Annotated in this window: 22 protein-coding genes and 2 tRNA genes; 18 read left to right on the top strand and 6 right to left on the bottom strand. The window is 64.1% G+C overall.

Going from position 1 to position 25300, the window contains the following annotated elements:
• Window positions 1-231 precede the first annotated feature (231 nt).
• The 6 genes from guaA to AC2FL1_RS06365 all read left to right on the top strand — a co-directional run bounded on the left by guaA (window position 232) and on the right by AC2FL1_RS06365 (window position 5971).
• A complete protein-coding gene (gene guaA, locus AC2FL1_RS06390; RefSeq protein ID WP_496876331.1) occupies window positions 232-1791 on the top strand; it encodes a glutamine-hydrolyzing GMP synthase in 1560 nt (519 codons plus the stop codon).
• Between the two features lie 33 nt (window positions 1792-1824).
• Window positions 1825-2691: a DMT family transporter gene (locus AC2FL1_RS06385; protein WP_496876330.1), complete on the top strand. Its 867-nt coding sequence runs from the start codon at window positions 1825-1827 to the stop codon at window positions 2689-2691.
• A 137-nt stretch (window positions 2692-2828) separates the two neighbouring features.
• Window positions 2829-3944 carry an OmpP1/FadL family transporter gene (locus AC2FL1_RS06380; RefSeq protein ID WP_496876329.1) on the top strand — a complete coding sequence of 372 codons (1116 nt, stop codon included), beginning with the start codon at window positions 2829-2831 and terminating at the stop codon, window positions 3942-3944.
• A gap of 54 nt (window positions 3945-3998) precedes the next feature.
• Window positions 3999-4898 carry a DMT family transporter gene (locus AC2FL1_RS06375; RefSeq protein WP_496876328.1) on the top strand — a complete coding sequence of 300 codons (900 nt, stop codon included), beginning with the start codon at window positions 3999-4001 and terminating at the stop codon, window positions 4896-4898.
• Window positions 4899-4951: 53 nt separating this feature from the next.
• Window positions 4952-5818, top strand: a complete 867-nt coding sequence (locus AC2FL1_RS06370) for an ATPase (RefSeq protein ID WP_496823797.1) — start codon at window positions 4952-4954, stop codon at window positions 5816-5818.
• Between the two features lie 78 nt (window positions 5819-5896).
• Window positions 5897-5971 (top strand) — tRNA-Asn (locus AC2FL1_RS06365).
• Between the two features lie 381 nt (window positions 5972-6352).
• Here AC2FL1_RS06365 and AC2FL1_RS06360 read toward each other — a convergent pair.
• The gene (locus AC2FL1_RS06360; protein ID WP_496876327.1) at window positions 6353-9997 is read right to left on the bottom strand and encodes a vitamin B12-dependent ribonucleotide reductase; all 3645 of its coding nucleotides are present in this window, start codon (window positions 9995-9997) and stop codon (window positions 6353-6355) included.
• Window positions 9998-10545: 548 nt separating this feature from the next.
• Here AC2FL1_RS06360 and AC2FL1_RS06355 point away from each other — a divergent pair.
• Window positions 10546-10989, top strand: a complete 444-nt coding sequence (locus AC2FL1_RS06355; RefSeq protein ID WP_496876326.1) for a hypothetical protein — start codon at window positions 10546-10548, stop codon at window positions 10987-10989.
• A 10-nt stretch (window positions 10990-10999) separates the two neighbouring features.
• Here the strand turns inward: AC2FL1_RS06355 and AC2FL1_RS06350 are convergent.
• The 4 genes from AC2FL1_RS06350 to pdxH all read right to left on the bottom strand — a co-directional run bounded on the left by AC2FL1_RS06350 (window position 11000) and on the right by pdxH (window position 12851).
• Window positions 11000-11076 (bottom strand) — tRNA-Pro (locus tag AC2FL1_RS06350).
• A 43-nt stretch (window positions 11077-11119) separates the two neighbouring features.
• A complete protein-coding gene (locus AC2FL1_RS06345; protein WP_496823802.1) occupies window positions 11120-11587 on the bottom strand; it encodes a DUF192 domain-containing protein in 468 nt (155 codons plus the stop codon).
• 10 nt (window positions 11588-11597) lie between these two features.
• Entirely contained in the window at window positions 11598-12125 is a 528-nt protein-coding gene (locus AC2FL1_RS06340) for a cold-shock protein (protein ID WP_496823804.1), read from the bottom strand.
• 120 nt (window positions 12126-12245) lie between these two features.
• Complete coding sequence (pdxH, locus tag AC2FL1_RS06335; RefSeq protein WP_496823805.1) at window positions 12246-12851, bottom strand: pyridoxamine 5'-phosphate oxidase; 606 nt, start codon at window positions 12849-12851, stop codon at window positions 12246-12248.
• 134 nt (window positions 12852-12985) lie between these two features.
• On the opposite strand from pdxH, the gene fabI reads away from it, so the two are divergent.
• The 6 genes from fabI to AC2FL1_RS06305 all read left to right on the top strand — a co-directional run bounded on the left by fabI (window position 12986) and on the right by AC2FL1_RS06305 (window position 19552).
• The gene (gene fabI, locus AC2FL1_RS06330; protein ID WP_234145196.1) at window positions 12986-13792 is read left to right on the top strand and encodes an enoyl-ACP reductase FabI; all 807 of its coding nucleotides are present in this window, start codon (window positions 12986-12988) and stop codon (window positions 13790-13792) included.
• Window positions 13793-13808: 16 nt separating this feature from the next.
• The gene (gene gpt / locus AC2FL1_RS06325; RefSeq protein WP_011047866.1) at window positions 13809-14324 is read left to right on the top strand and encodes a xanthine phosphoribosyltransferase; all 516 of its coding nucleotides are present in this window, start codon (window positions 13809-13811) and stop codon (window positions 14322-14324) included.
• 71 nt (window positions 14325-14395) lie between these two features.
• The gene (locus AC2FL1_RS06320; RefSeq protein WP_496876325.1) at window positions 14396-15571 is read left to right on the top strand and encodes an aminotransferase; all 1176 of its coding nucleotides are present in this window, start codon (window positions 14396-14398) and stop codon (window positions 15569-15571) included.
• A 91-nt stretch (window positions 15572-15662) separates the two neighbouring features.
• Window positions 15663-17507, top strand: a complete 1845-nt coding sequence (locus AC2FL1_RS06315) for a peptidyl-prolyl cis-trans isomerase (RefSeq protein WP_496876324.1) — start codon at window positions 15663-15665, stop codon at window positions 17505-17507.
• A 9-nt stretch (window positions 17508-17516) separates the two neighbouring features.
• On the top strand, window positions 17517-19028 hold the full coding sequence (gene trpE, locus AC2FL1_RS06310) for an anthranilate synthase component I (RefSeq protein ID WP_234136809.1): 1512 nt from the start codon (window positions 17517-17519) through the stop codon (window positions 19026-19028).
• Window positions 19028-19552, top strand: a complete 525-nt coding sequence (locus tag AC2FL1_RS06305) for a HutD/Ves family protein (RefSeq protein WP_496823813.1) — start codon at window positions 19028-19030, stop codon at window positions 19550-19552. The genes trpE and AC2FL1_RS06305 overlap by 1 nt, the downstream gene beginning before the upstream one ends.
• A gap of 90 nt (window positions 19553-19642) precedes the next feature.
• On the opposite strand, the gene AC2FL1_RS06300 is transcribed toward AC2FL1_RS06305, so the two are convergent.
• Window positions 19643-21085, bottom strand: coding sequence for a divergent polysaccharide deacetylase family protein (locus AC2FL1_RS06300; RefSeq protein WP_496876323.1), 1443 nt, complete (start codon window positions 21083-21085; stop codon window positions 19643-19645).
• A gap of 160 nt (window positions 21086-21245) precedes the next feature.
• Here AC2FL1_RS06300 and AC2FL1_RS06295 point away from each other — a divergent pair, with 160 nt between their 5' ends.
• Genes AC2FL1_RS06295 through AC2FL1_RS06275 form a run of 5 tightly spaced genes read left to right on the top strand, consistent with a single transcriptional unit; the run spans window position 21246 to window position 25291 of the window.
• Complete coding sequence (locus AC2FL1_RS06295; RefSeq protein WP_496823816.1) at window positions 21246-21827, top strand: anthranilate synthase component II; 582 nt, start codon at window positions 21246-21248, stop codon at window positions 21825-21827.
• Window positions 21824-22843, top strand: a complete 1020-nt coding sequence (gene trpD / locus AC2FL1_RS06290) for an anthranilate phosphoribosyltransferase (protein WP_496823818.1) — start codon at window positions 21824-21826, stop codon at window positions 22841-22843. Before AC2FL1_RS06295 ends, trpD begins: the two co-directional genes overlap by 4 nt.
• Window positions 22840-23652, top strand: a complete 813-nt coding sequence (gene trpC / locus AC2FL1_RS06285) for an indole-3-glycerol phosphate synthase TrpC (RefSeq protein WP_496876322.1) — start codon at window positions 22840-22842, stop codon at window positions 23650-23652. The genes trpD and trpC overlap by 4 nt, the downstream gene beginning before the upstream one ends.
• Window positions 23652-24125: a cyclic pyranopterin monophosphate synthase MoaC gene (gene moaC, locus AC2FL1_RS06280; protein WP_496823821.1), complete on the top strand. Its 474-nt coding sequence runs from the start codon at window positions 23652-23654 to the stop codon at window positions 24123-24125. The genes trpC and moaC overlap by 1 nt, the downstream gene beginning before the upstream one ends.
• Complete coding sequence (locus AC2FL1_RS06275) at window positions 24122-25291, top strand: molybdopterin molybdotransferase MoeA (RefSeq protein WP_496876321.1); 1170 nt, start codon at window positions 24122-24124, stop codon at window positions 25289-25291. Before moaC ends, AC2FL1_RS06275 begins: the two co-directional genes overlap by 4 nt.
• The last annotated feature ends 9 nt before the right edge of the window (window positions 25292-25300 follow it).

Raw genomic sequence — 25300 nt, 5'->3', positions numbered from 1 at the left:
ATCCCCTGGGTGATTGGTTAGCGTGGACTGTCTTTTATCAGGCGGTTGCCGATTTCGAACGTGGATTGCGGCGCTCTGGGGGGAAAAGCGACATGTAACGCGCCTTTGCACGAAAGCACGCCGCGCCCATCGGGCGCGGCACCGTTTTCCACATGGAAAACGGCCCGGAAAACGTGCCGTTTTCCGGCGCCACCTCTTGCGCAAAGTCAGGCCGCACCCTAAGAGCCTGACATGAGCCAGACATCCCACGACCGCCTTCTGATCATCGACTTCGGCAGCCAGGTGACCCAGCTGATCGCCCGCCGCCTGCGCGAGCTGAACGTCTATTGCGAAATCCACCCTTATCAGAACGTCACCATGGACTTCGTGCGCGAAATGGCGCCACGGGCGGTGATCTTCTCAGGCGGGCCCGACAGCGTCACGCGCGAGGGCAGCCCCCGCGCGCCGCAGGAAATCTTCGACTATGGCGTGCCGATCCTGGGGATCTGCTATGGCCAGCAGACGATGATGACCCAGCTGGGCGGGCGCGTCGAATCCGGCCACGGCACCGCGGAATTCGGCCGCGCCTATGTCACGCCCAAGGGCAAGCTCGATATACTCGACGGCTGGTTCACGGACGGCCGCGAACAGGTCTGGATGAGCCACGGTGACCACGTGGCCGAAATCGCGCCCGGTTTCGAAGTGTTCGGCACTTCGCCCGGCGCCCCCTTTGCCATCACCGCCGACACCAGCCGGCATTTCTACGCGGTCCAGTTCCACCCCGAGGTGCACCACACCCCCAACGGCGCAAAGCTCTACGAGAATTTCGTGCGTCTGGCCGGGTTCAAGGGCGACTGGACCATGGGCGCCTATCGCGAGGAAATGATCCGCAAGATCCGCGAACAGGTGGGCGACAAGAAGGTGATCTGCGGCCTTTCCGGCGGCGTCGACAGTTCCGTCGCCGCGATCCTCATTCACGAGGCGATCGGCGACCAGCTCACCTGCGTCTTTGTCGACCACGGGCTGTTGCGCAAGAACGAGGCGACCGAGGTCGTCGGCATGTTCCGCGACAATTACAACATTCAGCTCATCCATGCCGACGAATCCGATCTGTTCCTGGGCGAGCTTGACGGCCAGTCCGACCCCGAGACCAAGCGGAAGATCATCGGCAAACTCTTCATCGACGTGTTCCAGAAACATGCCGACACCATCGAGGGCGCCGAGTTCCTGGCCCAGGGCACGCTCTACCCCGACGTGATCGAATCGGTTTCCTTCTCGGGCGGCCCCTCGGTGACGATCAAATCGCACCACAACGTGGGCGGCCTGCCCGAAAAGATGGGCCTGAAACTGGTCGAGCCGCTGCGCGAGCTGTTCAAGGACGAGGTCCGCGCGCTGGGCCGCGAGCTGGGCCTGCCGCAAAGCTTCATCGGTCGCCACCCCTTTCCCGGGCCGGGCCTGGCCATCCGCTGCCCCGGCGAGATCACCCGCGAAAAACTCGAAATCCTGCGCGAGGCCGACGCGATCTATATCGACCAGATTCGCAAGCACGGGCTCTATGACGAGATATGGCAGGCCTTTGTCGCCATCCTCCCCGTCCGCACCGTGGGCGTGATGGGCGACGGGCGCACCTATGATTACGCCTGTGCCCTGCGCGCGGTGACCTCGGTCGACGGCATGACCGCCGATTATTACCCGTTCACCCACGAATTCCTCGGCGAAACGGCGACCCGGATCATCAACGAGGTCAAGGGCATCAACCGCTGCACCTATGACATCACCTCGAAACCTCCGGGAACCATCGAGTGGGAGTGATCGGCCCCCATATCCGGGTCGCTCGGTAACGGCATGAGCCCCATCGCCCGCGCCGCGCTGTGGATGACCGGTGCCATCGCCTCGTTCTCGGCGATGGCCGTGGCCGGGCGCGAGTTGAGCACCGTACACGATACATTCGAAATCATGATGTATCGCAGCTTTGTCGGCGTGCTGGTGGTGTCAATTGCGCTCACCTTCAGCGGTAAATGGCATCAGGTCAGCACCCGAGCACTGGGTCTGCACGCGCTGCGCAATGCGGTGCATTTCACCGGCCAGAACCTGTGGTTCTTTGCCGTCACCGTGATCCCGCTGGCGCAGGTCTTTGCACTGGAATTCACCCAACCGCTCTGGGTCATCCTGCTGTCACCGCTGCTTTTGGGCGAGCGGATGACACGGGTGCGCTTGGCCGCGGCAGTGATCGGGTTCATCGGGATCCTGATCGTTGCCCGCCCCGGCGCCAGCAGCCTGAATATCGGCATCATCACGGCGGCTTTGTCGGCTATTTTCTTTGCCATGACAACGATTTCCACGAAAAAGCTCACTCGACTTGCCAGTATCGGCTGCATCATGTTCTGGCTGACGATCATGCAGGCGGTGCTGGGGCTGGTGGCCTCGGGCCATGACGGTCAGATCGCCCTGCCCACGCTCGGCACCGCACCCTATCTGGTGTTGGTGGGGCTGGCCGGTCTGCTTGCGCATTTCTGCATCACCAACGCGCTGTCCATTGCCCCCGCCACCGTGGTCGTCCCCATCGACTTTGCCCGCCTGCCGACCATCGCCGTGATCGGCATGCTGCTCTATGGTGAGGCGCTGGATATCTGGGTTTTCGTAGGCGCCGCGGTGATCTTTGCCGGCAACTACGTCAATATCCTTGCCGAGACCCGGAACACGGCGCGGTAACGCCCTCTCAATCCGGCGCGAGCTGACCCATCGTCAAGAGTTGACCGATCTGTACACCCTCATAATTTGATCTCACCACAATGGGAACTCCCCGCAGTCACTCACCTGCGCGGGACGGAGATATCTGGGAGAGATCAATGAGATACGCGCTTTCGGGTGCGCTGGCTTTGTGCACCCTGACGGTGGCGGCACAGGCGGGCGGCCTTGACCGGTCAGGCCAGGGCATCAACATCCTCTTTGAAGAGGGCGATGCGGTCCAGTTCCGCCTGGGCTGGACCGATCCCCGCGTCAGCGGCAGCCTGGGCGGCGTGCCTTCGGGCAATGTGGCCAACAGCTTTGTCCTGCCGCATTTCGCCTATAAGAAAGCGCTGACCGACCGGCTGGATTTCGCGCTGATCTATGATCAGCCCTTTGGCGCCGACATCACCTATGACGCCGCCTATCCGCTGTCGCAAAACCCCGTGCCGGGCGGGCGTCGCGATGTGCTCAGGGCCAAGGCCGATACCGACGCGCTGACCGCCGTGTTCCGCTATCGCTTTGACCGGGGGCTGAGCGTGATCGGCGGCCTGCGCGCCCAACGGGCCGAGGCCAGCGTGACCGTCCCCGCAGCGGCCGGATATAGCGTGACCACCGACAGCCCGGTCGATTACGGCTATGTCGTGGGCGTCGCGTGGGAGCGGCCCGATATCGCCGCAAGGGTAGCGCTGACCTATAACTCGGCCATCGACCATACCCTGCAACAAAGCGAGAGCCTGAACCCTCCGCCGCCCGCACCGCCAGGCTTCGTGGCCACCCTGCCCTCGACCAGTACGATCAGCACACCGCAATCGGTGAACCTCGATTTCCAGACCGGTATTGCAGCCGACACGCTGTTGTTCGGCAGTGTGCGCTGGGTCGACTGGACTGCGCTGGTCTATAACCCGCCCAATTATCCGCCGCTCACCAATTTGGTCGATTACGACAGCGATACGGTGACCTATTCGCTGGGCATCGGGCGCAAATACTCCGAGGCATTTTCGGGCGCGGTGACTTTGGGATACGAGAGGCACTCGGGCGACAGCCTGTCCGATCTTGGCCCCACCGACGGGTTCTGGAGCGTCGGGCTGGGCGGCACCTATTCGCTGGACAAGGCCAAGATCTCGGGCGGGGTGCGCTATACCGATCTGGGCGATGCCACCACCAACAACGGTGCCCGCTTTACCGGCAACAGCGCCTGGAGCGTTGGGCTTCAGATCACCTACGCGCTGAACTGATCAAGGCGCAGGAATCGGGTCGCGCGGGGGCCGCCCCATCGGGCACAAGGGGGCATGAGCGATCAGAAAACCCTTTCCCCCCGCGCCTGGGCCGAGCTGCTGCTGCTTGGCCTGATCTGGGGCGCCTCATTCCTGGCAATCCGCGTCGCATTGGACGAGGTGCCGGTGGTAACATCGGTGCTGCACCGGACCTTCTGGGCCGCCCTGCTGTTGTGGCTGGTGGTCTGGGCCAGCCGCATCGCGCTACCGCGCGATCCCCGCATTTGGGGCGCCTTTCTGGTGATGGGGCTCCTGAACAACGTGATCCCCTTTGGCCTGATGGCCTGGGGCCAGCTGCATATCGAGACCGGGCTGACCTCGATCCTGAATGCCAGCACCGCGATCTTTGGCGTGCTGGTCGCGGCGGCGGTCTTTGCCGACGAGCGGCTGACGCCCCGGCGCCTGCTGGGGGTGAGCATCGGCTTCGCCGGCGTGGTGGTGACCATCGGGCCAGAGCATCTGACCCGGTTCGACCCGCGCTCGACCGCGCAGCTGGCCGTGCTGGCGGGCACGCTTTCCTATGCACTGGCCGGGGCCTGGGCGCGCGCCCGGCTGAGCGGGTTGCCACCGCAACTGGCCGCTGCCGGAATGCTGACCGGGTCGAGCCTGATCCTGTTGCCTGCCGCGCTGCTGATCGACGGGCCGGTCAGCCTGTCGCTGCAACCGGAGACCTGGGCGGCGATCGGATATTACGCGCTGGTCGCCACGGCGGGGGCCTATCTGCTTTATTACCGGGTGCTGGCGATGGCGGGTGCGGGAAACCTGATGCTGGTCACACTGGTAATCCCGCCGGTGGCCATCGGACTTGGCGCCTGGATACGCGCCGAGGCGCTGCCGACCAATGCCTTTGGCGGTCTCGCCCTGCTGGCCCTGGGCCTGATGCTGCTGAACCGCCGCCCGCGCCGCCGCGATTGACCCGGCCCGCCGCGCCCATTAGCAAGGGCGCGAACAGCAAGGATGAGGGCGGGATGATCTACGGCTCGGCTCGGGACTGGCGCGAGGCCAGTCGCAAGAAAGTGCTCTTTTTCGGCATGTCGGGCCTGGGCAAGACCCATGTGTCGAACCGGTTGCGCGACAATGGCGACTGGTTCCACTACTCGATCGATTACCGCATCGGCACCCGCTACATGGGCGAGTTCATCACCGACAATGCCAAGGCCGAGGCGATGAAGGTGCCCTTCCTGCGCGATCTCCTGATGTCGGATTCGATCTATATCGGCTCGAATATCTCATTCGAGAACCTGACCCCGGTCTCGACCTACCTGGGCAAGCCCGGCGCGCCCGAAAAGGGCGGGCTGCCCATCGCCGAATACCGCCGCCGTCAGGACCAGTTCCGCCATGCCGAGATCTATGCCCTGCTCGACACCGAATATTTCATCGACCGGGCGCAGCGGTTGTATGGCTATCCGCATTTCATCTGCGACACCGGCGGTTCGATCTGCGAATGGGTCAATCCCGAGGATCCGCGCGACCAGGTGCTGAACGAATTGTCCAAGCAGACGCTGATGATCTGGATCGAAGGATCCGAGGCGCATACCGCCGAGCTGATCCGCCGTTTCGACAAGGCGCCGAAACCGATGTCCTATCAGCCGGAATTCCTGTCCCGAGTTTGGGATACCTATCTGGTCGAAAACGATTGCGCCCCAGACGAAGTCGACCCCGACGCATTTATTCGCTGGACCTATGCGCAGGCGCTGGCGCATCGTCAACCCCGCTATCGCGCCATGGCCGACAACTGGGGAATTACCGTCACCGCCGAACAGATCGGCAGCATCCGCGACGCCACCGATTTCGACACGCTGATCGAAGCCGCCCTGGAGAACCGCCCCCGCTAAACGACCGAGAAAATTCTGCGAATTTTCTCTCCCCCCTCTGGACGATGTGAATCTCGATTGCTATACGACGCGAACCGTTCCGGCGTAGCTCAGCGGTAGAGCAGTTGACTGTTAATCAATTGGTCGTAGGTTCGATCCCTACCGCCGGAGCCAATACCCTCGCATAGCGTTGATACATGGTGAAAAAGCGATCCTTTCAGGGTCGCTTTTCGCGTTTTGGTCAGGGTCAAAGAAAAAGGGGGCCGAAGCCCCCTGTAAAGTCTCGCGTGCCAGGCTCAATCGTTGACCGCCCGGTATTTTCTGCCTGCGGCCTGGACGCGTCGGGGGCGAGCGCACCCGCCCCGTGTTCGAGTGAGGGGGCTGGTCACCCCGCCCCACCCGGGACCCGGCAGCCCCAGCAGCTGGGGCCGTCGGCTGGAACGCCGGGCGCGGATGGGCCGCGCCGCCGGTTCCGGATCTCGTCGGGGCCGGATTTCCGAGGGAAGCCCCCGGCCCCTACGCGCCCCGGCGGGGGCGCGATTTGTCGCCCCGTGGTTACGAGCAGCCGCTCGTCGCGCCACAGGTGTTGCACTTCATGCAGGTGCCGTTGCGCACCAGCGTGTAGTTGCCGCATTCGCCGCAGGCCTCGCCCTCGTATCCCTGCATGCGCGCCTTGGTGCGGGCATCCATGCCGGTGGCGGCCAAGGCGGCCTGTCCGGTTTCGGGGACCAGCGTCTGCAGCGCCGCGACGGGGTCGCCGGCGGTGTCCAGCGCCACCGCGCCAACACTGGCACCACCATTCAGCACCACCAGTTCCTGCGGCAGACGCTTGCGCAAATAACCGGTCGAGCTGATCTGTTTCAGCACCTCCAGCGATTTCGACGCGGCGCTGTCGCTGACGGTGGTGACATTCGACACGCCCTCGTCCTCGCCCTTGCCGATATCGTCGAATGTTGCGCCTTCGGGTTTCACATGGGCCAAGTCGGTGCGGTCGAGATAGCTGACTGCCAGTTCCCGGAACACATAGTCCAGGATCGAGGTCGCATTCTTGATCGAGTCGTTGCCCTGCACCATGCCGGCCGGTTCGAACTTGGTGAAGGTGAAGGCGTCAACGAACTCCTCCAGCGGCACCCCGTATTGCAGGCCGACCGAAACAGCGATGGCAAAGTTGTTCATCATCGCCCGGAACCCGGCGCCTTCCTTGTGCATGTCGATGAAGATCTCGCCCAGCGAACCGTCCTGGTATTCGCCGGTCCGCAGATAGACCTTGTGACCGCCCACAATTGCCTTCTGGGTATAGCCCTTGCGGCGATGGGGCAGCTTCTCGCGATGGCTGCGGATCACCTCCTTGACCACCACCTTTTCGATCACCTTCTCGGCCAGCACGGCGGCCTTTGCGGCGGGGGTGCCGGTTTCCAGCACCTCGGCGGCCTCGTCGTCATCCTCGATCAGAGCGGCGGCCAGCGGCTGGCTCAGCTTGGACCCATCCCGATAGAGCGCGTTGGCCTTTACCCCCAGCGACCAGCTGAGTTCATAGGCCTTCTGGCAATCCGCGATGGTGGCATTGTTGGGCATGTTGATCGTCTTGCTGATCGCCCCCGAGATGAAGCTCTGCGCCGCTGCCATCATGGTGATGTGGCTGTCCACCGACAGGAAGCGCTTGCCCTTCTTGCCGCAGGGGTTGGCACAGTCGAAGATCGCGTAATGCTCCTCGGACAGATGCGGTGCCCCTTCCAGCGTCATCGTTCCGCAGACATGGTCGTTGGCCGCGTCGATATCCTTCTTGGTAAAGCCCAGATGCCGCAGCAGGTCAAAGGTGGGATCGTTCAGCTTGGTTGCCGGGATACCCAGCACACCGGTGCAGAAATCCTCGCCCAAGGTCCACTGGTTGAACACAAAGCGGATGTCAAAGGCGCTTTCCAGCGCGGCGTCGACCTTGCGCAGCTCGTTCGGGCCAAAGCCGTGACCGGTCAGCGAGGTGTGGTTGATCCCCGGCGCGTTGCCGATGGTGCCATGACCCACCGCATAAGAGACGATCTCTTCGATCTGGGCGCTGGAGTAGCCAAGATTCTCCAGCGCGGCGGGCACCGAGCGGTTGATGATCTTGAAATATCCGCCGCCCGCCAGCTTCTTGAACTTGACCAGCGCGAAATCGGGTTCGATCCCGGTGGTGTCGCAATCCATCACCAGACCGATGGTGCCGGTGGGCGCAATCACGCTGGTCTGCGCGTTACGATAGCCGTTCTTCTCACCCAGGCTCAGCGCCTCGTCCCACGAGGCCATGGCCAGTTCGACCAGACGCGGGTCGGGGCAATTGGCGTGATCCAGCGGCACCGGCTTGACGCTCAGCTGTTCATAGCCATTGGCCTTGCCCTGGGCTGCGGCGCGGTGGTTGCGGATAACCCGCAGCATGTTGGCGGCGTTGCGCTCATACCCGGCAAAGGGCCCCAGCTCTCCGGCGATCTCGGCCGAGGTGGCATAGGCGACACCGGTCATGATCGCGGTCAGCGCACCGCAGAGCGCGCGGCCCTCGTCGCTGTCATAGCCATAGCCCATGTTCATCAGCAGGCCGCCGATATTGGCATAGCCCAGACCCAGCGTGCGGAAATCATAGCTGAGCTGCGCGATCTCCTTGGACGGGAACTGCGCCATGGTCACCGAGATTTCCAGCGTCAGCGTCCACAGGCGGGTGGCATGGATGTAATCCTCGGCCTGGAACTCGCCATCCTTGAGGAAGGTCAGCAGGTTCATCGACGCCAGGTTGCACGCGGTATCGTCGAGGAACATGTATTCCGAACAGGGGTTCGAGCCACGGATCGGGCCGTCTGCCGGGCAGGTGTGCCAATCGTTCACCGTGTCATGGAACTGGATGCCCGGATCGGCGCAGGCCCAGGCCGCATGACCCACCTTCTCCCACAGATCGCGCGCCTTGACGGTCTTTGCGACCTTGCCGTTGACGCGGTTGATCAGCTCCCAATCGGCGTCCTTTTCCACCGCTTTCAGAAAGGCATTGGTGACCCGGATCGAGTTGTTCGAGTTCTGGCCCGAGACCGAGTTATAGGCCTCGCTGTCCCAATCGGTGTCATAGGTGGGGAATTCGATGCTGGTATGGCCTTGCTTGGCATAATCCAGCACCCGTTTGACATAGGTCTCCGGGATCGCGACCTTCTTGGCCTCGCGGATCGCGGCCTTCAGCCCTTCGTTCACCGTCGGGTCATAGGCATCCACCTCGGCACCGTCCCAAACGCGGATGGCGGCAAAGATGCCATTGAGCATCTTTTCATGCATCTTCGAGCCGGCGACGATGCTAGCGACCTTTTGCTCTTCCAGCACCTTCCACTGGATGAACTGCTCGATATCGGGGTGATCGGCGTCGACGATCACCATCTTGGCTGCCCGACGGGTTGTCCCGCCCGATTTGATGGCGCCCGCCGCGCGGTCGCCGATCTTGAGAAAGCCCATGAGGCCCGAGGATTTGCCACCGCCCGACAGGCTCTCACCCTCCGCGCGCAGATGGCTGAAATTGGTGCCGGTGCCCGAGCCGTATTTGAACAGGCGCGCCTCGCGCACCCACAGATCCATGATGCCGCCCTCGTTCACCAGATCGTCGCTGACCGACTGGATGAAACAGGCATGCGGCTGGGGATGTTCATAGGCGCTGTCCGACTTGGTCAGCTTGCCAGTCTTGTAGTCGACATAGTGATGCCCCTGCGCCGGGCCGTCGATCCCATAGGCCCAGTGCAGGCCGGTATTGAACCACTGCGGGCTGTTCGGCGCGGCGCGCTGGGTGGCCAGCATATAGCGCATCTCGTCGAAATAGGCGCGCGCGTCCTCTTCGGTAGTGAAATAGCCACCCTTCCAGCCCCAATAGGCCCAAGCGCCCGCCAGGCGGTCAAACACCTGCTTGGAAGAGATCTCACCGCCCATTTCGGCGTCGCTGTCGGGGACCGAACGCCACAGGAATTCCGGCACGCCCTTTTCGCGCACCTTCTGGAGACGGCTGGGCACGCCCGCCTTGCGGAAGTATTTCTGAGCGATCACGTCGCTGGCGACCTGGCTCCAGCTGGTTGGAACCTCGATATCGTCGAGGCGGAACACGATGGTGCCATCCGGATTGCGAATCTCGGAGGTCGCGGATCGGAACTCCAGATCCGCATAAGCATCCTGTCCCGCCGTCGTGAACTTTCTTTCGATCTTCATGTCCCCAGCCCCTGGTCGTTTTTTGGGTCTTGCCGCCCGCAGGCCCACCCCGCTGGCGCTCTCCGCATTGCCGTCATTCGGCCCGTTGCCGGAACCGGAACGAATTCGCCCGTCGCCGCGATGAGTGGCGCGGCGTTCTAAGAACATGGTGATCTGTGGTTTCTTCGTCCCGCCCGTTCCGCCGCTCTGGCTTTGATACCAGATTTTGTGGCTGTGCAACCGGCCAATACAATCTGACGTATGCAGGCATAGAAGGTCAACGGCATTTTTGCACCCCGGCAGGATTCTTTTCTGTTGACCCGCGAGCCCGTCGGCGCCCCCCGTTCCAACGGCGCGATTCCTCCACAGGACCATCCCCAGCCCTTGCTGCGATGCAGTTGGGCACAGCATGAAAATTTCCGTTTTTTCACGGTGGCTTTCATCCGGAACTGAAAGTCGAAGTCGCTTGGATTTCTGCATTGCAGCAACGCACAAGCCCCCCTCGCGCCCGCTTCCACGATCCGATATGGTGGGTCTGAAATACGCCGCGACTCGGAAAGTTCCGTAAGGTGAAACCCCTGTTTGGCCTGCTGGCCGCCCTGCTGACTGTGGCTTCGTGCACACAAGATATTGCGGTTAACTCTGCGTCAGCCCTGTTCCCGTCCCGCCCCAAAGCCCTGATCGAGGGATTCGCTGGGGCCTGTTCCGAACCGAGCGAAACCCTGCGACGTCCCGATCCGGGAACCTGGCAATGCTGGGTCGACCTGCCCGCCGACCTGACCGCAGCGGCAGTCGTGGACCATGACGGCACGCTCAAGGCGCTGCCGCAACTGGTGGTTCAGTTGCAGGTCGCCCAAACGACCGATGGCCGCTATCTGGCCACGCTCGAAGATTACCTGAATGTTCCGCAGGCTTCTGGGTCCGCGCGGCGGATCGCCTCGGATGGACCGGGCGCCCAAGAGGCGCGCATCGGCCTGTTGCGCGACATGGGTGGCCAGATCATCGGCGAGTAAGAGAGGAAAGTGGTCGGGGCGGCGAGATTCGAACTCACGACCCCCTGTACCCAAAACAGGTGCGCTACCAGACTGCGCCACGCCCCGGACCGTGCGCCTTCCTATCTGCCGCAATCCGATTTGAAAAGGCCTAACAGGGCCATATGGCGGGTCCGTCCGAAAAAACACGGTGCCGCAACTGGGTGCCCGGCGCGATGCCATACCGCGCGGCCAGCCCGCCATTGATTTCGAGCACCGCAAATACCGCATCTCCGCCCGGTATCGGGGTCTCGTCATGTGGAATCGCGTTGGGGTGTACGCGGGTCACGGTGCCACTTCGATCAACAAAGATCAGGTCGAGCGGGATCAGCGTGTTCTTCATCCAGAACGCAACCCGCTGGGGGTGCTCGAAAACAAAGAGCATGCCAGCCCCGCGTGGCAGGCTCTCGCGGAACATAAGCCCCTGCGAGCGCTCTTCGGGTGTCTGGGCCAGTTCAATGGTGAACCGCGACTCGCTGCCATCACCGCGCAGGCGCAGTTCGTCATCCCGGCATTCATCTGCCCAAAGCGTCACCGCACTGGTCAGCCAGACCAGCAGGCAAAGCGCCGCGCGGATCACCGGCCCGCCCTCACGGGTTCAGCGCCGCTTCCCAGGCCAGCACCTCGGCCGCCATCCGCCCGCGTTTACCGTCGACGACACGCATTGCCAGCGCCTCGCCGGGTTGCAGGTCAGACAGGCCCGACTGGCGCAGAACCTCGATATGCAGAAAAACGTCCTCGTTGCGGCCAAAGACATTGGCAAAGCCGAACCCCTTGCCCTTGTCGAACCACTTGACGCGGGCCGGTTCCAACGGCGCGGCGCGGATCACATCCGGATCCATCTCGGCAAAATCCGACAACAGCACCGTCTCGGGTCGCTCGGGGGGAACGATGCCGACCACCTCGACCGCCTGCACGCCGCGATCGGTGCGGTGGGTCATGATCTCGATGGCGGCCCCGTCGGCAACCGAACTCTGACCAAAATTCCTGAGCACATTGACGTGCAAGAGGATGTCCGGCCCGCCCTCGTCGGCGACCACGAAACCATATCCCTTGGCCGGGTCAAACCATTTTACCCGGCCCCGGACCTTGTATGCACTGCTCAATTCTTCGGACACTTGCTATCCATCGTGATTTGACGTTGCTGTAAGCCCCTTGGTTTGCCGGATTTTACACCGGAAACACAAGGAAAAAAAGTTCTTCTATTTCTGACACTTGCATTTCACGTTCCGCGAATGTCATGGGTTAAGGCGTTGAATATTCCAGCTTTCCGACGCCGCATCGCGACGCCAGACAAAGCGATCATGAAGACGGAACGCTCCATCCGCCCAGAACTCGATCTCGACCGGTGTCAGGCGGAACCCGCCCCAGAACGGCGGTCGCGGTGGGTTCGGTCCCTTGGCAGCGGTAATCTTGGCAACCTCGGCCATTAGCGCGGCGCGACTAGACAATGGCCGCGACTGGCGTGAGGCCCAGGCGCCCAGCCTGCTCTTGAGTGAGCGCGAGGCATAATAGGCATCCGCCTGCGGCCCCGCTTCGCGGGTGATCGTGCCGCGCACCCGAAGCTGTCGGCGCAGCGATTTCCAATGCATAACAAAAGCCGCCTTGCCGGCCTGCTCCAGCTCGATCGCCTTGGCACTTTCGTAATTGGTGTAGAAAACGAAGGCCGCCGGTTCGATCTCTTTCAGCAGCACCATCCGCACATTCGGCAGGCCCGAAGCGTCAACCGTCGCCAGCGCAATGGCGTTCGGATCGTTGGGTTCCGACTGTTCGGCCTCGGCCAACCACTCCCGCGCAATAGCAAACGGGTCATCACCGGCAAAGATGCCAGTCCTGTCACTCATGTCCATCCCCTTGAACAACTGCACTGGATCCTAGGCCCTCTTACCGACACGGGCAAGAGCGCGCGCCCTTGAAGGGACATGTTCTATAGCATAAACCACAAGCTCATGACGCGACGACAGGCGGAGAACCGAACATGTCAAATCAGTTGATGGCCGGAAAACGCGGCCTCATCATGGGACTGGCCAATGACAAATCCATCGCCTGGGGCATTGCCCGAGCGCTTGCGGATGCGGGCGCAGAGCTGGCCTTTTCCTATCAGGGCGATGCGCTGAAGAAGCGGGTCGACCCGCTGGCCGCGCAACTGGGTAGCGAGATCGTGCTGCCTTGTGACGTGGGTGACGAGGACTCGATCGACGCGCTGTTCGACGCGCTCGAACAGAAATGGGGCAAGCTCGACTTTGTCGTGCACGCCATCGGCTTTTCCGACAAGAACGAGCTGCGCGGCCGTTATGTCGACACCAGCCGGGCCAATTTCAAGCTGACCATGGATATCTCGGTCTTTTCCTTCACCGCGGTGATGAAGCGGGCCGAAAAGCTGATGACCGAAGGCGGCAGCGCCATCACCCTCACCTATTACGGCGCCGAACAGGTGATGCCGCACTATAATGTGATGGGCGTGGCCAAGGCGGCGCTGGAGGCGTCGGTGAAATACATGGCCGAGGATCTTGGCAAGGACGGTATCCGCGTCAACTCCGTCAGCGCCGGTCCTATCAAGACGCTGGCCGCCAGCGGCATCGGCGATTTCCGTTATATCATGAAGTGGAACGAATATAACTCGCCGCTGCGCCGCAATGTCACGATCGACGATGTGGGCAAGTCGGCGCTCTACCTGCTCTCGGATCTCAGCTCGGGTGTCACGGGCGAGAACCTGCATGTGGACAGCGGCTATCACATTGTCGGGATGAAGGCGGTCGACGCCCCCGACATCGACAAGGGATAACGGGGGGTAAGACGGCATGAGCACCAAGGATCCGCATCGCTTGCCCCATGAAAAGGGCTTTCACATCAGCTGGGACCAGATTCATCGCGACAGCCGGGCGCTGGCCTGGCGACTGGACGGTCAGGGCCCCGACGAGGGCGCCTGGCGCGCGGTGGTGGCAATCACCCGTGGCGGCATGGCCCCGGCGATGATCGTCAGCCGCGAGCTGGATATTCGCACCGTCGACACGATCAGCGTGAAATCCTATCACCATCAGGCCCAGGGACAGGCGCAGGTTCTGAAAGCGCCCGACGCCGGTCTGATGGGCGACGGAACCGGTATTCTGGTCATCGACGACCTGGTCGACAGCGGCAAGACGCTGGAACTGGTGCGCGAGATGTATCCCAACGCCCATTTCGCCACCGTCTATGCCAAACCCAAGGGCAGGCCCATGGTCGATACCTTTATAACCGAGGTTAGCCAGGACACCTGGATCTTCTTCCCCTGGGACATGGCATTGCAATATGTCGAACCCTATCGGGGCACCGACTGATCCAACCGCCAGCGCGCCCAAAAGGGCGCGCTTTTTGCACCAAGCCCCACCTCCTGAACAGAGTATCCAAGATGGCCCCGACCCGCACCGCCACCACTTTCGCACCGCCGGTGATGGAGGCGCGGCGCTGGCTGGAGGGCGTCACGTTTTCGCCCGAGCGGCCGCTGATCAATGTCAGCCAGGCCGCCCCGGTCGAGCCGCCACCGCAGGCGCTGCGTCAGGCGATGGCCGATTTCGCCCTGACCGAGGACAGCGCGCATCTCTATGGCCCGGTGCTGGGCAACGCCGATCTGCGCGCCGAACTGACCGCGCAGATCAGCCACCATTACGGCGGCGCGGTCAGGCCGGAACAGGTGGCGATCACATCGGGCTGCAATCAGGCCTTTGCCGCCACCATCTCGGCCATTACCGGCGAAGGGGATGAGGTTATCCTGCCAACGCCTTGGTATTTCAACCATAAAATGTGGCTCGACATGGAGGGGGTCACGGCGGTGCCGCTGGCCACCGGCCCCGATCTGCTGCCCGATGTCGAGGCCGCGCGCGCCCTGATCACACCGCGCACCCGCGCCATCGCGCTGGTGACGCCGAACAATCCGGGCGGCGTGGAATACCCCGCCGAGCTGGTCAGCGCCTTTTACGATCTGGCGGCCGAACACGGGCTGCGCCTGCTGCTGGACGAGACCTATCGCGATTTCGACAGCCGCAGCGGTGCCCCGCATGACCTGTTCACCCGGCCCGACTGGGACCAGACGCTGGTGCATCTCTACTCCTTCTCCAAGGCCTACCGGCTGACCGGGCACCGGGTCGGCGCGCTGGCCAGCGATACCGGACTTCTGGCCGAGATCGAGAAATTTCTCGACACCGTTGCCATCTGCCCAGGCCAGATCGGCCAGCATGCCGCGCTTTGGGGCATGCGCAATCTGGGCCAGTGGGTGGCGGGCGAACGGGACGAGATCCTCGACCGCCGCGCCGCCATTGCCGAGGGCATGCCCGCGCTCGGGACCGAGGGCTGGAAACTCTTGGGGCTGGGTGCCTATTTCGCCTATCTCGAACATCCCTTCGACATCCCCTCGGACGAGTTGGCGAGGCGGCTGGTGCGCGATGCCGGGGTGCTGGTGCTGCCCGGTACCATGTTCATGCCCGAGGGCGACCCCGCCGGGGCCCGCCAGCTGCGCGTGGCCTTTGCCAATCTCGACCGCGCCGGGATCGGCCAGCTGTTCGACAGGCTCAAAGGGCTCCGCTTCTGACCTTGCCCAGCCCGGGCGCCCGGCGTAGACAGGGCGGCAAACGAACGGGCAAGGCGAAATCGCCGCAATCCAGCCGAAACAAGGGGGCGACATGTCCGCAGGTGTCAAAAGCTTATCGAAGACCTTTGTCTGGATCCTGATGGGTCTGCTGATAGCGGGGCTTGCCGGTTTCGGCGCCGTCAACCTCAGCGGCACGGTGCGCACCGTGGCGCAGGTGGGCGAGCAGACGGTCAGCGTCGACGCCTACGCCCGCGAGCTGCAACGCGAGATCCGCGCCATCGAGGCGCAGACCGGTCACCCCCTGCAAATGAGCCAGGTGCGCGATCTGGGTATCGACCAGGCCGTGCTGGCGCGGTTGGTGGCGATTGCAGCGCTCGATAACGAGGTGGCCGGACTGGGTATCTCGATCGGTGACGAGAACCTGAGCCGCGAGATCGTGCAGATCCCCGCCTTTCAGGGCGTCGACGGCAAGTTCGACCCCGAGGGCTATCGCTATGCGCTGGACAATGCCGGGCTGAGCGAGGCCGAGTTCGAGGCCGATCTGCGCCGCGAATCGGCGCGTACCCTGGTGCAGGGCGCGATCATGGAAGGGCTGGTCATGCCCGACACCTATGCCGACACGCTGGCGCAATTCGTGGGCGCACGCCGCAGCTTTACCATGGCGACCGTCGATATCGGCGCACTGGATGCCCCGGTTGCCATCCCCGATGCGGCCGAGGTCGAGGCCTATTACGCCGAAAATCAGGACCAGTTCATGCTGCCGCGCAGCAAGCGGCTGACCTATGCGCTGCTGACGCCTGAAATGCTGCTCGACCGGGTCGAGCTGGACGAGGGCGCGGTGCGCCGTCTCTTCGAGGAACGCGAAAGCAACTACCAGCAGCCCGAGCGTCGCCTGGTCGAACGTCTGGTCTTTGCCGATCAGGCAAGCGCCGAAAGCGCCATGGCCCAGGTCGAGGTTGGCGGCGCCACCTTCGAACAGCTGGTCGAGGGGCGCGGTCTCTCGCTGACCGACGTCGACATGGGAGACCTGACCGCGGAGGATCTGGGCGCTGCCGCCGAGGCGGTATTCGCCGCCGAGGTCGGTGATGTGGTCGGCCCCCTGCCCTCGGATCTGGGCCCCGCGCTGTTCCGGGTGAACGGCACGCTCGATGCCCGCATCATCGCCTTTGAAAGCGTCGAGGCCGAACTGCGCGACGAGCTTGCCGGCGAACGCGCCCGCCGCCTGATCGAGGCACAGGCCGAATCCCTCAACGACATGCTGGCCGGTGGCGCCACGCTGGAAGAGCTGGCGCAGGATACCGACATGGAACTGGGCCAGATCGACTGGACCGAGGACAGCTCGGACGGGGTCGCCGCTTATGCCGGGTTCCGCGAGGCCGCGACCGAGGTGGCCGAGGGCGATTTCCCCGAAATCGGCTTTCTCGAAGACGGCGCCGTCTTTGCCCTGCGCCTGGACGAAGAGCTGGAGCCACGCCCCGAACCGCTCGACAGCGCCCGCGAGCGCGTGGTCGCCGCCTGGACCGCCGACGCCACCCGCCGCGCGCTTCAGGACAAGGCCGCCAGCGTGGTGACAAGCCTGGCGACGGATGGCGATTTCACCGCCACCGGCCTGTCGCATCGGGTGGAAAACGGGTTGACCCGCACCGCCTTCATCGACGGCACGCCGTTTGACTTCATGGAGCAGGTCTTTGCCATGCAGCCCGGCGACCTCAAGGTGATCGCGGGCGACGATGCCGCGTTCATCGTGCGGCTGGAAGAGGAACTGCCGCCCGCAGATACTGACGAGCTGACCCAGATGAAGCGGGCGCTGAATGCACAGATGAGCCAGGCCTTGGCGCAGAACCTGTTCGACATCTATGTCCGCGACGCCCAGACACGGGCACAGCCGACCCTGGACCAGCGCGCGCTGAACGCGGTGCAGGCCAGCTTTCAGTAAGGGGTCCCCATGGCGCTGACACCCGATTTCGAAACCTTCGCCCGCGCCTATGAGGCGGGCGAGAACCAGGTCGTCCACACCCGCCTGGCCGCCGATCTCGACACGCCGGTGTCGCTGATGCTCAAGCTGACGGGCGCGCAGAAAGACGCCTTCATGCTCGAATCGGTGACCGGTGGCGAAGTGCGCGGGCGCTATTCGATCATCGGGATGAAGCCGGACCTGATCTGGCGCTGCCATGGCGAACAATCTGCGCTGAACCGGCAGGCGCGGTTCGACCCGGACGGGTTCCAGCCGCAAGAGGGCAATCCGCTCGACAACCTGCGCGCGCTTCTGGCCGAAAGCCGCATCGCGCTGCCCGAGGATCTGCCGCAGGCCTCGGCCGGGCTGTTCGGCTATCTCGGCTATGACATGGTGCGGCTTGTCGAACATCTGCCCGATGTGAACCCCGATCCGCTGGGCCTGCCCGATGCGGTGATGATGCGCCCCTCGGTCGTGGCGGTGCTCGACGGGGTCAAGGGCGAGGTCACCGTGGTCTCGCCCGCCTGGGTCAGCGACGGGCAATCGGCGCGCGCCGCCTATGCCCAGGCGGCTGAGCGGGTGATGGATGCGGTGCGCGATCTCGAACGCGCCATGCCCGCCGAGACCCGCGATCTGGGCGAGGCACATGAGGTTGCGCCGCCGGTGTCGAACTTCACCCGCGAGGGCTATAAGGCGGCGGTCGAGAAGGCCAAGGATTACATCCGCGCGGGCGACATCTTTCAGGTGGTGCCGGCGCAGCGCTGGACGCAGGAGTTTCCGCTGCCACCCTTTGCGCTCTACCGCTCGCTGCGGCGCACCAACCCGTCGCCCTTCATGTTCTATTTCAACTTCGGCGGCTTTCAGGTGGTCGGCGCCAGCCCCGAGATCCTGGTGCGCGTCTTTGGGCAAGAGGTGACGATCCGCCCCATCGCGGGCACCCGCCCGCGCGGCGCCACCCCGGAAGAGGACCGCGCCAACGAGGCCGATCTGCTCGCCGACAAGAAGGAACTTGCCGAACATCTGATGCTGCTCGATCTCGGCCGCAACGATGCGGGCCGCGTCAGCAAGATCGGCACCGTGCGCCCGACCGAGAAATTCATCATCGAACGCTATTCCCACGTGATGCATATCGTGTCGAACGTGGTCGGAGAGCTGGCCCCGGACAAGGACGCACTCGATGCCTTCTTTGCCGGCATGCCCGCCGGTACGGTCAGCGGCGCCCCCAAGGTGCGCGCGATGGAGATCATCGACGAGCTGGAGCCGGAAAAACGCGGTATCTATGGCGGCGGTGTCGGCTATTTCAGCGCCGGTGGCGACATGGACATGTGCATCGCCCTGCGCACGGCCATCGTCAAGGACCGCAAGCTTTATATCCAGGCCGGCGGCGGCGTGGTCTATGACAGCGACCCCGAGGCGGAATTCATGGAAACCGTGCATAAATCCAACGCCATCCGCCGCGCGGCGGCGGATGCGGCCCGGTTCACCGGATCGCGCAACAGCTGATGCACCTGCTCGATCCGCGCACCCTGCCCCCGGTTCCCTGGAAAAACGGCGGCGGCGTGACGCGCGAGATGGCCGGAGAGGCTGACCTCTGGAGGCTCAGCCTAGCCGAGGTTGCCGCCGAGGGTCCGTTTTCCCTGTTTCCCGGACAGGCCCGTATTCTGACCGTGGTCCACGGCAGCGGAATGGAACTGCACACCGACGGGTGCGTCCTGCATGCGAGATCTGGCACCCCTCTGCATTTCTCAGGCGATCTCACGGTCACCGGAAGATTGCCTGACGGTCCAGTGCGCAACCTGAACCTGATCTACGATCCCAACCGGGTGACCGGCTCTGTCAGCGTTCATACCGGAACAAGCAACCTTGCCGCCGTCCCCGAAGAGGTTGCGCTCTATCTCCTCAGCGGCACGGCAAGCTGTCAGAACACTGTCATATCCGCTGGCCAGTGCCTGCTCGCCCGAGGATCTCCCTTGAAGCTCGGCCTTGACGCCTTGGCGCTCTGCATTTCGATCTCACGCCAAACCTGATCCTTCATTCCGCCGCAAATACTCCCGCCGGAGGCGCACAAGAAAAAGAGCGCGCCGCAGGCGCTCCTTTTGGCAACACCACCCCCCGGCTCAGCGCGGATCACGCGTCAGCACTGCCGAGACCGGCGCCAGCGCCACCCGGCTGGCGCGATCCTGCAACCCCCACAGCAGCAGCGCCGAGATCGTGTCGGGCCGCAGCCGGCCCAGCATCACCACCGCGCCCTCCTGCCCGGCGCGGAAGGCCGCCTGGTCAAGGAACCGGCGCATCACCGTCGGGCTTTGTCCGGCCCCATCGAAATCGCGGAACACCACCGCCGAGGGCACACCGTCGCGCGCGGCCAGTTTCTGCACCGTGTTCAGCCCGTTATCCTGGGTCAGCAAACCACGCCCGCTGCCACCGACAATGGCGGTGACCTGATCGGACAGCTCCCGGTTGCCCTGGATGCCGGTGCCGGTGCCTTCCAGGACGCCGACAGTCTCGGGCAGCGCCTTCAGCCAGACTGCCATCGAAACTTCGGCATCCTGCGCACTGGCGGCGGTGGGCAGATCGGCGATCAGCATCACCTCGACCCCGGCGGCGCGGTGGCGCGCCATTTTTTCGGCGGCCTGCGGGTCAGCCGGGTCCAGCGCAAATGTCAGCGGATAAGGAAAGTCGCGCAGCGCCTCGCTGCCCAGCCCCTCGGCATCGTCGATCAGGACAATCGACATCAGCGGCTTGTCCTCGGGGTTGTCGAATGTCGCCGCATAGGCCTCGATCGGGCGCGGGCCGTCCTCGGCCGGAGCTTCGACGGGGGTATCGCGCTCGGTCAGCGGAACAACCGGGGTGCCGACGCGCGGCGCCGCGCCCTCTTCGGCCCCACCGATCTGAGGCAGGGCGGCGATGCGCGGTTTCTCTTCTTCCTTCGGGTCCTCTGGTTCAGCCATTGCAGTATCCGGTGCCGGGGCGCTGTCGGCTGCAGGGGCCTCGGTCACGCTGGCCTCCTCCTGCGCCACTTGGGGGTCGGCGGTGATCGCGGGCTGTTCCGGCGCCGCCTCGGGCAGGTTGGGCTCCGTCACCTCGGCGGTCACGCTGGTCGAGGGCACGTTGGGTTGCGCGGGTGCTTCGGTATTCACCTCGGGTTCGGCGCGATCCTGCGGTGCGGCGGGGCTGCCCAATTGCGGTTGCGTTACCCCGGTACCCGTCCCCGGCACCTGCACGGCGGCGGTTTCGCTGCCCTCGGGCCGGTCGATGGCATCGGTCGCGCCCCCCACCTGCGGTTTGTCGGCAGGCTGGCGGTCGGCCTCGTCCAGGGCGCCAAGCGTTTCGGCACCCGTGGCCGCCTCGGGTTGGCGCGGCGCCAATTCCACCAGATCGGCGTCACGGCCGGGGGCCGCGATTCCCCCGTCCCCGGCAGGTTCCGCCGCCGGTTCCGCCGCCGCGGGTGTTGCCGCCACCTCGGGACGCTGCGGCAAAGGTGTCGTCAGCGAAAGCCAGGCCGCTGCCGCCAAGACCAGCACCGCCCCGGCCAATAGTCCTCCGATGAATCCGCCCATATCCTGTCGCCTCTTGTTGGTCCTGCTTCGACTTTTTGCCCGTTCACCCCGTCTGCCCTTGACGCTGCCGCGCAAGACTGAACATGTAGGGGCGCGATTACTATACCTTGGCTGGCCCCCGTGCCACCAGCCCCTAATACCCGACGGGACAAGGCTCAAGATGCTGCTCTTGATCGACAATTACGACAGTTTCACCTACAACCTCGTGCACTATCTTGGCGAGCTTGGCGCCGAGATCGAGGTGCGCCGCAACGATGCGTTGGATGTGCAAGAGGCAATGGCGCTGAACCCGGCGGGCATCCTGCTCAGCCCCGGCCCCTGCGACCCAGATCAGGCAGGCATCTGCCTGGCGCTGACCGAGGCCGCCGCCGAGACCCGCACACCATTGCTGGGTGTATGCCTCGGGCACCAGACCATCGGGCAGGCCTTTGGTGGCAAGGTGGTGCGCTGCCACGAGATCGTGCATGGCAAGATGGGGCAGATGCATCACAGCGCAAAAGGGCTGTTTGCGGGCCTGCCCTCGCCCTTCGAGGCGACGCGCTATCACTCGCTGGTGGTCGAGCGCGACAGCTTGCCCGACTGTCTCGAGGTCACCGCCTGGCTGGAAGATGGCACCATCATGGGGCTGCAACACAAGGAATTGCCGATCCATGGGGTGCAGTTCCATCCCGAATCCATCGCTTCGGAACATGGGCATGCGCTGCTGCGCAATTTTCTTGATGTCATGAAGGTGCCGGCATGAGTGATGCGCTGAAACCGCTGATCGGCGCCGCCGCCGATCGGTCGCTGACCCGCGCTGAGGCCGAGCAGGCCTTTACCATCCTGTTCGATGGCGAGGCGACGCCCAGCCAGATCGGTGGGTTGCTGATGGCACTGCGCACACGTGGCGAGACGGTTGACGAATACGCCGCCGCGGCCGCCGTGATGCGCGCCAAATGCAACGCAGTGCGCGCGCCCGAGGGCGCGATGGATATCGTCGGCACCGGCGGCGATGGCAAGAACACGCTCAATATCTCGACCGCCACAGCCTTTGTCGTGGCGGGTGCAGGCGTGGTGGTGGCCAAGCACGGCAACCGCAACCTGAGCTCGAAATCGGGTACCGCCGATTTGCAGAGCCAGATGGGCATCAACGTGATGGTTGGCCCGCAAGTGGTTGAAAAGGCGCTGAACGAGGCCGGGATCGGCTTCATGATGGCGCCCATGCATCACCCGGCCACCGCCCATGTGATGCCCACCCGGGCCGAGCTGGGCACCCGAACCATCTTCAACATTCTCGGGCCGCTCACCAACCCGGCAGGGGTCAAGCGGCAACTGACCGGCGCCTTTACGCGCGCGCTGATCCGGCCCATGGCCGAGACGCTGGGCCTCTTGGGCTCAGAGCGCGCCTGGCTGGTGCATGGCTCGGACGGCACCGACGAGCTGACCATTACCGGGGTCAGCTGGGTTGCCGCGCTCGAGGATGGCACCGTCAAGGAAGTCGAGCTGCATCCCGAGGATGCGGGCCTGCCCGTCCATCCGTTCGAGACGATCGTCGGCGGCACCCCCGAGGAAAACGCAACCGCATTTCGCGCGCTGCTGGATGGCGCGCCCTCGGCCTATCGCGACGCGGTTCTGCTGAACGCGGCCGCAGCGCTGGTGGTGGCCGACCGCGCCGCCGACCTGCGCGAGGGTGTCGCCCTCGCCGCCCAGAGCATCGACAGCGGCCAGGCCCGCGCCAAGGTCGAGGCTCTTTCCCGCATCACACAGGACGCAAGATGACCGATACGATTCTCGACAAGATCAAGGCCTACAAGCTGGAAGAGGTCGCTGCCGACAAGGCTGCCAAACCCTTGGAGGTGGTCGAGGCCGAGGCGCGCGAGGCAAGTCCGGTGCGCGGCTTTGCCGATGCGCTGATCGCCGCTACACGCCAGGGCTATGGCTTGATTGCCGAGATCAAGAAGGCGAGCCCGTCCAAGGGCCTCATCCGCCCCGATTTCGACCCGCCCGCGCTGGCGCGCGCCTATGCCGAGGGCGGTGCGACTTGCCTCTCGGTGCTGACCGACACGCCCAGTTTCCAGGGCGCCAAATCCTATCTGTCCGCCGCGCGCGCCGCCTGCAACCTGCCCGCGCTGCGCAAGGATTTCATGTATGACCCCTATCAGGTGGTCGAGGCGCGGGCGCTGGGGGCCGATTGTATCCTGATCATCATGGCCTCGGTCGATGATACCCAGGCCGAGGAATTGGAACAGACCGCGTTCGACTGGAACATGGATGTCCTGATCGAGGTGCATGACGCCGAGGAGCTGGAACGCGCCGAGCGGCTGAAAAGCCCGCTGATCGGCATCAACAACCGCAATCTCAAGACATTCGAGACGACGCTGGATACCACCCGCAAACTGTCGAAACTGGTGCCGCCAGAGCGGATCATCGTCTGTGAAAGCGGGCTGAACACGCCCGCCGACCTGTCCGACATGGCGCGCTATGGCGCCCGCTGTTTCCTGATCGGCGAAAGCCTGATGCGCCAGGACGATGTGGCCGAGGCAACCCGGACCCTGCTCGCCGATCCGCTGATGCCCGGAGCGATGTGATGAGCCTGACCCATTTCGACGCCAAAGGCGATGCCCATATGGTCGATGTCACCGACAAGGCGATCACCGACCGGGTGGCCGTGGCCGAAGGTTACATCAGCATGGCGTCGCAAACCTTTGATATCGTGTCAGAAGGCCGAGCCAAGAAGGGCGACGTACTGGGTGTCGCCCGGCTTGCAGGCATAATGGGGGCCAAGAAGACCCCCGACCTGATCCCGCTTTGCCATCCGCTGCCGCTGACCAAGGTTGCGGTCGAATTGACCCTGGACCCCGAGCTGCCCGGCGTGCGTATCGCCGCCACGGTGCGGACCACCGGCCAGACCGGTGTCGAAATGGAGGCGCTGACCGCGGTCTCGACCGCTGCGCTCACCGTTTATGACATGGTCAAGGCGGTCGACAAGGCGATGCAGATTGGCGGCATCCGGGTGACGCTGAAAGACGGCGGCAAGTCAGGACGTTACGAGGCGACATGATCACCGTCGAAGAGGCCCGCGCACTGCTGCTCGACCTGGTGGAACCGCTTGGCGCCGAAGAGGCGCCGCTGGCCGAGTGCGCAGGCCGGGTTCTGGCTCGCGATGTCGCCGCGACGCGCGATCAGCCACCCTTTGCCGCCGCCTCGATGGACGGGTACGCGGTGAAATCCGCCGAGGTCGAACGCCACGCCATGTTCAAGGTGATCGGCGAAGCGGCAGCGGGGCACCGGTTCGATGGCCAAGTGGGTCCGGGTCAGGCGGTGCGGATCTTTACCGGGGCACCGGTGCCGGATGGTGCGGATTTCGTTGTGATCCAGGAGGATGTCAGCCGCAGCGGCGATCTGATCACCATCACCGACATGCCCGGTGACAAGACCAATATCCGCCCCGCTGGCGTCGATTTCCGGGTCGGACAGGCCCTTGCCGCGCCACGCATACTGCGGCCCGAGGATGTGGCCCTGCTGGCCTCGATGAATACCCCGCGCGTGCCAGTACGGCGGCGCCCGGTGTTGGCCCTGATCTCGACCGGGGATGAGTTGGTGATGCCGGGCGAGACGCCCGGCCCCGATCAGATCATCGCCTCCAACACGTTCGGTCTCAAGGCCCTGTTCGAGGCAAATCGCGCGCAGGTCCGGGTATTGCCCATTGCGCGCGATACCCGCGCGTCGCTGACCACAGCCTTTGAACTGGCCCGCGGCGCCGATCTGGTTATCACCATCGGCGGTGCCTCGGTGGGTGATCACGATCTGGTCGCACAGGTGGCGGCTGAACTTGGGATGGAACAATCCTTCTACAAGGTACGGATGCGCCCGGGCAAACCGCTGATGGCGGGCCGGATCGGCGACATGCCGATGGTCGGACTTCCTGGTAATCCCGTTTCTGCAATGGTTTGTGGCTATATCTTCATCCTTCCGATGCTGCGCCGGATGCTGGGCCTTGATCCGGACGTTGCCCTGCGCGAGGCAGTGCTGAGCGCGCCGCTCGGCCCCAATGGCCCGCGCGAACACTACATGCGCGCCGAGGTCGAGAATGGCCAGATTGCCGCCTTTGGCGATCAGGACAGCTCCTTGTTGTCGATCCTGGCCCAGGCCAACGCGCTGCTGATGCGCCCGCCCGAGGACCCGGCCCGCGCCGTCGGCGAGAGGGTTCTATACGTCCCGATCTGACCCCTTGAC

Source organism: Ruegeria sp. YKSF070, assembly GCF_059612725.1.
Note: the sequence above shows the minus strand (reverse complement) of the source record. Positions and strands in the feature narration are given on the sequence as shown.